The sequence below is a fragment of the Pseudomonas sp. ITEM 17296 genome (assembly GCF_028895205.1).
GTDB lineage: Bacteria > Pseudomonadota > Gammaproteobacteria > Pseudomonadales > Pseudomonadaceae > Aquipseudomonas > Aquipseudomonas kermanshahensis.
In genome coordinates this window covers 223245-230163 of sequence record NZ_WJRS01000007.1, presented here as the reverse complement: position 1 = coordinate 230163, position 6919 = coordinate 223245, and the positions used below count along the sequence as shown (strand labels likewise).

Here is a 6919-nt window from a genome sequence, read left to right as displayed (position 1 = left end):
TAGGGTGAGTTCCACCAGTTTGTTGGACGCTTGGGGAGACAGCTTGAAGTAATCAAGGCGGTTGTTCATGGGTAGTTGCTCGCAGTGGGTGGAGTTTGTTGGAGCCCACTGTAGCAACGCTTGGAATAGCCCCACAGGGCCAAGATGGTAGCTTCGAACTAGGCCATGTCTGTATCGAAGTACGCCATGAACACCCATCGAGCGGTATGGTCGAAGGGGCGCTATAGGCCGTTCATTGCCCTCCGCGAATGGCCGCAATGGGTCGATAGCAGCCATTCATGAAGGCAACTGACGACCCAAAGCTGCCCGTCGGAGAAGGCGGCTGCCCGCCCAAAGCAGACGTTTAGTCTTATGTATCAATCATTCATAATGCTGCTCAGGAAAGTCCGAAAGTTAATGAATTTATGTTTGATCACTACCTGAAACGATGGGAGCTGACCATCGACGGTGATGCTTTCGCCTCGCAGAATGGACATCTACTGCCCGTTCGCCACCACGGCCTACCAGCCATGCTCAAAATCTCGCAAGAGCTAGAAGAGCAAGCAGGCAACCTGCTCATGGCTTGGTGGGACGGTGAAGGAGCAGCTCCGGTGCTGGCTCATGACGGTGAGGCCTTACTCATGGAGCGTGCGAGCGGCTCGGTCTCCCTTGCGCACATGGTGAACTGCGGCCATGACGACGAGGCAACTAGTATTATCTGTGCGGTGGTCCGCCGCCTCCACATACCTCGTACAAAACCGCTGCCTGCTTTGGTCCCACTTTTTAAACGGTTCGAAGCCTTATGGAGCGCAGCGGCGACGCACAGAGGGATCTTTGAACAATGCGCAGAAACCGCCCGCCAACTTTTGGGTGCCCCTCGCGAAGTCACGGTGCTGCATGGCGACATCCATCACGGTAATGTCTTGGACTTTGGCGCCAAGGGATGGCTCGCTATCGATCCGAAGGGACTGTACGGTGAGCGCGGCTTCGATTACGCGAATATTTTCTGCAATCCGGATAGCAAAAGCGCTTTGGCTCCAGGTTGTTTCGAGCGCCGGATTGGGGTCGTAGCACACGCCTCCGAAATTGATCGCCGGAGGTTGTTGCAGTGGGTGCTCGCATGGGCGGGGTTGTCAGCAGCCTGGATGCTCGAGGACGACATTGAGCCGGATACCCCCCTTGAGGTGGCGAAGCTTGCAGCGTTGGCGCTCGGTTTGTGAGTTTTACGGTAGCACGAGGCGAGAATACTTTTCTATCAACTTTGGGTTGCGATAGCTCACGGTCTCGACTGACTACCTTTGGCTGATTGCTGTCCTTCGCGACAGACTGCTATGGGTCGATTGCGGTCAGTCGCGACGGTCTGCTTTCGACCCTTAGCTGCCATTGGCGAATAGCAGTACCGTAAGAGCACATTGTTGAAGGAACGGTTAGGACCAACTAAAGGGCGTAACACGGCATTGTGCTGATCACCGTTAGCGTGCTGGATATCCGAGCGCCTGGAGTCAGTTGGCGGCAGTGATATAGCAAAGAACGTGTTCGTGCGGGTGGACTGATCTTATCGGCTAGTATCGGCCCTTGCAGGTCTGGCTTGCCCGCCAAGCAGAAATTCCGCCGGCGGGCACGGACTTCGCTCGTGTTCGCTGCATGCCAGCGCCATCAAGGGGCGCGCAAGCTGCTTTCGTGAGCCGATTAGCTGGCACTGGCTTGCCTACGGTCAACGAATACCGAGCTTGCAACTGACAGAAGCCACGTTGAAACGTACCTCGTATTGCCGGTATGCGTCTGGCGCAATATGTCGGGGCCGTTGGCCACGGTCTACCGTTCGGTCATAGTTGAGCAGCACATTACACGTAACCCAGTCGTCAATTGGAATGCCGTTGCGCAGTTTCGCCTGTTCAACCGCATTCTCCATGACCACCGGAACTCGGAATGGCTGGGGAACCACGGCCACGTGCACCCCACCCCCATTTCCTGCAAACTTCAAAGTTATGGTGTAAGAACCATCGCGCTCAAGCTGGGTGCTCGTGGACGTACGCGTGGCAAATTGCTGCGTGGTCGCCAACTGCCCCAGGGTTTGTCCCTTTAATTTCTCCCAGTATTCATTGTTCGGATTGTATGCGTCATAGGCAGGCGCCGCTCGATCGTAGGGCTGACCCGCCTGTTTTAGGGCCAGTTGACGTTGATAATAACGATCCCGGCAGCCGACATTGTCAGACTCACTCAGTGGACGGCCAGATTTGGCGCTGTAAAGCAGCGCGGAGGCACAAGTGAAGTCATAGCGACCGTTGAAGTACAGGTAAACGCCACCCCCCGCCGCGCTCTTTTTCGCCAACAGGTCCAGTTCGCCACCACTCGCAGCAGCAAAATTACCTGGGACCACAGCAGCGGGCATCAACGAGGCCAGCGAGTTGGCCGTGTCATCAGAGAAGCGAATCCTGGTTTTGCCATCCGGCATACGCTCGGTGGTCACGCAGCCAGTCATGGTCAATGCGGCCACGATTGGCAAAAGGGGTTTGAGCTTGATCATTCAGCGTCCTTACTTGAAAAACCGTCCACTGGCCATCGTAGGGTGCCAAGCGCGGTATATTGCGTGAAAAACGGCCAGTCTTATAACAAGAATCGGGTGCATTACAAAGCACCTGGTGTTGGCTGCCCTGTGCCACCCACCATCCGACGCAATGGGTGGGGTAGCGACGGTCGCCATAAGTCAGCTTGCTCCGCCATCATCAATTCATCTTGGGCAACCACTGCTCTATGGCAGTCAATCGTGCGCCTGCATCTCAAATATGAATCACTTTTATTAGTGTTCGTGGGCTCGAAAGCTGGGAACAGAGATTTTCATCTTCCGCGGGTTCCTCAAGTGACGAGAGTCCACTATGGGTCGATAGCGGACTGTAAGAGGAAGGGTACTTGTGACGAATAATCGAAATCACATCACAGAGGTACTCAGCTTCCGGTGGCTGTCGACTGCCTCAACCTCCGACTCAATCCAGGCGTCATACCAGTAACACGCTTGAACGCCCGACTGAACGCTGCTTGAGACGTATAGCCCAAACGCTGCGCGACCTCTTCAATTGGCACCCTTTCTAGCGTCAGCCACTGGCTGGCAAGCCGCATTCGCACTTCGGTGACGTAGCGCAGCGGGGTCATGCCAATCGTCAATTGAAAACGCTCGGCGAAGACCGAGCGGGACGTACTGCATTGCTCTGCCAATTGCTCGACGGTCCAGTCGCGGCCCGGTTGTTGGTGCAGCGCCAGGAGTGCACCTGCTAGCCGCGGATCGCGCAGGGCGGCAACCAGGCCGGCTGCGTTGCCACAGGCGCACTCGACCCAACCTCGAACGACCATGGCGGCGACCACGTCGGCCAATCGCGCGAGGATGCCGGCAAAGCCGACGCGTGCGGCGCTGACCTCGCGCTCCATGGTGTTGAGAATAGGCACCAGCCCAGGGTAACGCTGGCCGCCGGTATCAATCAGCATCAAGCCCGGCATCAGCTTGCCTATGCCATGGAGGCTGGCGAATTCGAACTCCATGCACCCACTGAACAAAATCGTGGTGGGCAAGGGTCCAGCATCGGTTCTGGTGTCTACCGCGCTGACGGCGTCGCCGAGAGGCTCGCCGTCCAGAAGGTCAATTCTCTGCACGGGCACGTGCGTATGTGAGAGCAATTGATGGGCAGCGCCATGGGAGATGAAGACGGCGTTACCGGCGGACAGCGCATAGGTTGTCCCGTCTTCCAAGCGCAGCACCGCTTCGCCGACAGCCAGGAAGTGGAACCAGGCATGCCCGGGTTTAGCAGCGAAGCCCAAGCCGAACGTCGGACCCGCTTGGATACGCCGGTAGTCGACACCGCGCAGGCGCATGCCCCGCAACAGCTCGTTTATGAGATCGGAAGAGAGGGCAAATTGGTCTGTCGGCATTATTCAGGTGTTTTGATCAATAAACTGATTTTTTTGATCATAGATCATCCTGACTCTCGCGCCTAGACTACGGGTCGCAATTGAATATTGGGAGATCCATGCAATGACTGACCTTGTGTGCAATGCCGTACCCGACAGCCGCCCGGGCGCCGGGGCGGATGCAGAACCTGCAACCCCCGCGTGGATGGCTGTATTCTCGTTGGCCATGGGCGTGTTTGGCTTGCTGACCGCTGAGTACCTTCCGGCCAGCCTGTTGACGCCGATGGCGACCGAGTTGGGGGTATCCGAAGCGCTGGCTGGCCAAGCGGTAACGGTGACAGCCGTGGTGGCGCTTTTCGCCGGCCTATTGGTACCTGGCCTGACTCGCAGCATTGATCGTCGCTGGGTGTTGCTGGGTTTTTCTACGTTGATGATCGCTTCCAATTTGTTGGTTGCCGTTTCCTCTAGTTTCGCGGTGCTTTTGTTGATGCGTATCTTGTTAGGTATCGCGCTTGGCGGGTTTTGGAGCATGGCGGCGGCGGTGGCGATGCGGTTGGTGCCGGAGGCTTTGTTGCCGCGAGCGCTCTCGATCATTTTCAGTGGCATCGCCATAGGAACGGTGGTTGCGGTTCCGCTGGGTAGTTATCTGGGCGGGCTATATGGCTGGCGCAGTGCGTTCTTCGCTGCAGCGACGGTGGGGGGGGTGACCCTGGCTTTCCAGTCACTCACGCTGCCGAGCCTTGCGCCGCGTCAGCCGGCACGCCTGCGCACGGTACTTGAAGTGTTGCAGCGCCCAGGGATTGCTATGGGCATGTTCGGTTGTGTGCTGGTGCACAGCTCCCACTTCGCGATGTTCACGTACGTTCGGCCATTTCTCGAAGGTACGACTGGCATTGGCCCGCAGGGGCTGTCGCTGATGTTGCTGGGTTTTGGAGTGGCGAACTTTGTCGGCACATTGGTGGCCGGGTGGATGCTTACTCGTCACCCATTGGCCACCCTGGTGTTGATGCCCGCGCTGGTGGGCGTTGCTGCGCTGGCGCTGGTCCTGTTGCCGGCGTCGGTGCCAGGGCAGGCCGTACTGCTGGCGATCTGGGGCTTGGCCTTTGGGGGTGTGCCGGTGGCGTGGTCGAACTGGGTCGCCAGTGCGGTCCCTGACCAGGCGGAAAGCGCCGGGGGCATGGTGGTAGCGTCTGTACAGTCGGCCATCGCCACAGGCGCAGCCGCTGGTGGGGCAATGCTCAGCCTCGGAGGCACCGCAGGTGTATTCGTGGCGGCGGCCGTGCTGATGCTGCTGGCCGCGTTGCTGATTGCACTGCGTGTGCGAGTTCCTTCGGTAGATGGTGCTGTGCTGAAACGCTCGGCACTCCACTAATGATTTAGCTCTCCAAGCGGCGCTGATCCGCTTAATCAGGAACTGTTATGCGACCGCTTTGAGTCGCAATCAGATACTCGGAGACCTTACGGCGCTTTAATTAACGCTACAGAAAGCGCACCCGTCGGTTTGCTGCTCCGAGTCAGTGACCCTTCTGGAAAGGCTCACTGCGGTTATTCTTAGACCATGATATGCAGCGCGTTATCAGCCCGAAGAGCTGCGTCAAGTCTGACTCTCAGCTTTTGTCTGACGACGAGTCCCTCTTCTGTTAAGTCTGATAACTGCGGGGTATGGTCGCCTTTCAAATGCCTGAAAAGCTCATGTTAGATGGGTTCTGGCGATTTAGAGCTCTTAGCATTTAATTGGCATGGTAAAAATTCCTACAACTCTATCAGAAGTTTCTCTGCTTGATTCGGCTTGTGCATCTTGGAGGTGTCGCTATTATCAAGAGTGTCGCAATAACGCGACATTTATACGGAGATTCAAAAAATGAAAACTATCAAAATGGAATCTGTAAAACTTGCCAACATGGCTCACCTGGTCAAGAAGGCTCAGTAAGCCTTAGCCGATAAACGCTAAAGCGCAGTGCCGGCCTGCGCTCTAGCTAAAGGAGTGTATATGATCAGCCAAGATTGCTTTTTCATTGTGGTAGATGACTTTCTGGTTTGTTGGGACTTCAAGCGGCATAAGCAGTATCAGCTATCAGTTGAGCACGCAAAACGCTTAGTAAATCTAATTTATAAGAATGACGGTGAAGGAGCAGTCGGTACTATTGATGACGACTTTAAATGTTGTAAGGTATTGGCAGAGTCTGAGGGTGATGGCAGTGTTTGGGGTTGGGATGTTCTCTCTAGGATTTTTCATGTTGGTACTAAGAATGTCATCTTGGAAAACCAACCTACTAACGAGCACGAATGGGCGGCTCAATACCTTGAGCACTGCAATAGTGTTTTGGATAAATCATTGCCTGCTGAGGTGGGGCAGGCAATCATGGGAGGTATCTCACTGCCAAGTTCGAGCTGTGCGAATGAATTAGATTATGTTTTAAGGCGGAGGGCAACTGCTAGGGATTTTCATGCATCACCGATTTCTCTGGTGGATTTGAGCGAACTTCTGCACCTTACTTTAGGTTTTGATGATCATCGTGTGCTTTCTAAAGGGGAAGGAGGGGTTGAGAACTATTCTAGGCGTCGGAGTAGCCCATCAGTGGGTGGCCTAAATGCTACAGAAGGCTATGTATACGTGAATAACGTTACAGGGCTTGCGCCTGGTGTTTACTACTACGATCCTCATCGGCACAACTTACATTGGCGGAGCGAGTTAGAGTTGCTAGGTGACTTGCTCGGTGGGCAACATTTTTCAAATGATATACCTGTGGGGCTTTTTTTAACTTCCCGATTCGACAAGTTGTGGTGGAAATATGAACATTCGCGTGCCTACCGAGTAGCCTTAATAGAGATCGGGCATGTGTCACAGACTTTCCAACTGGCGGCGACTGCTCGCGGAATGAATACTTGGCTAACCGGTGCACTAAATGAATGCCGTATTGAGCCACTCCTGAGGCTTGAAAATCCTAATGAGCAGGTGCTGTTTTTTGTAGGCTGTGGCTATAGCAATGGCTCGGCTACGCCTAGCTGCTTAAAGTCTTTAATAGATTAAGCGCGGTTG

Annotated in this window: 5 protein-coding genes; 3 read left to right on the top strand and 2 right to left on the bottom strand. The window is 55.2% G+C overall.

Annotated features, from left to right (window positions below; genetic code table 11):
* Positions 1-404: 404 nt before the first annotated feature.
* Positions 405-1199, top strand: coding sequence for an aminoglycoside phosphotransferase family protein (locus GIB19_RS11350; RefSeq protein WP_274885996.1), 795 nt, complete (start codon positions 405-407; stop codon positions 1197-1199).
* Positions 1200-1693: 494 nt separating this feature from the next.
* On the opposite strand, the gene GIB19_RS11345 is transcribed toward GIB19_RS11350, so the two are convergent.
* Complete coding sequence (locus GIB19_RS11345; RefSeq protein ID WP_274885995.1) at positions 1694-2506, bottom strand: hypothetical protein; 813 nt, start codon at positions 2504-2506, stop codon at positions 1694-1696.
* Between the two features lie 419 nt (positions 2507-2925).
* Complete coding sequence (locus tag GIB19_RS11340) at positions 2926-3900, bottom strand: AraC family transcriptional regulator (RefSeq protein ID WP_274885994.1); 975 nt, start codon at positions 3898-3900, stop codon at positions 2926-2928.
* Positions 3901-4003: 103 nt separating this feature from the next.
* Here GIB19_RS11340 and GIB19_RS11335 point away from each other — a divergent pair, with 103 nt between their 5' ends.
* Both GIB19_RS11335 and GIB19_RS11330 read left to right on the top strand, forming a co-directional pair.
* On the top strand, positions 4004-5251 hold the full coding sequence (locus tag GIB19_RS11335) for an MFS transporter (protein WP_274885993.1): 1248 nt from the start codon (positions 4004-4006) through the stop codon (positions 5249-5251).
* Between the two features lie 618 nt (positions 5252-5869).
* Positions 5870-6910 carry a SagB family peptide dehydrogenase gene (locus GIB19_RS11330; protein WP_274885992.1) on the top strand — a complete coding sequence of 347 codons (1041 nt, stop codon included), beginning with the start codon at positions 5870-5872 and terminating at the stop codon, positions 6908-6910.
* The last annotated feature ends 9 nt before the right edge of the window (positions 6911-6919 follow it).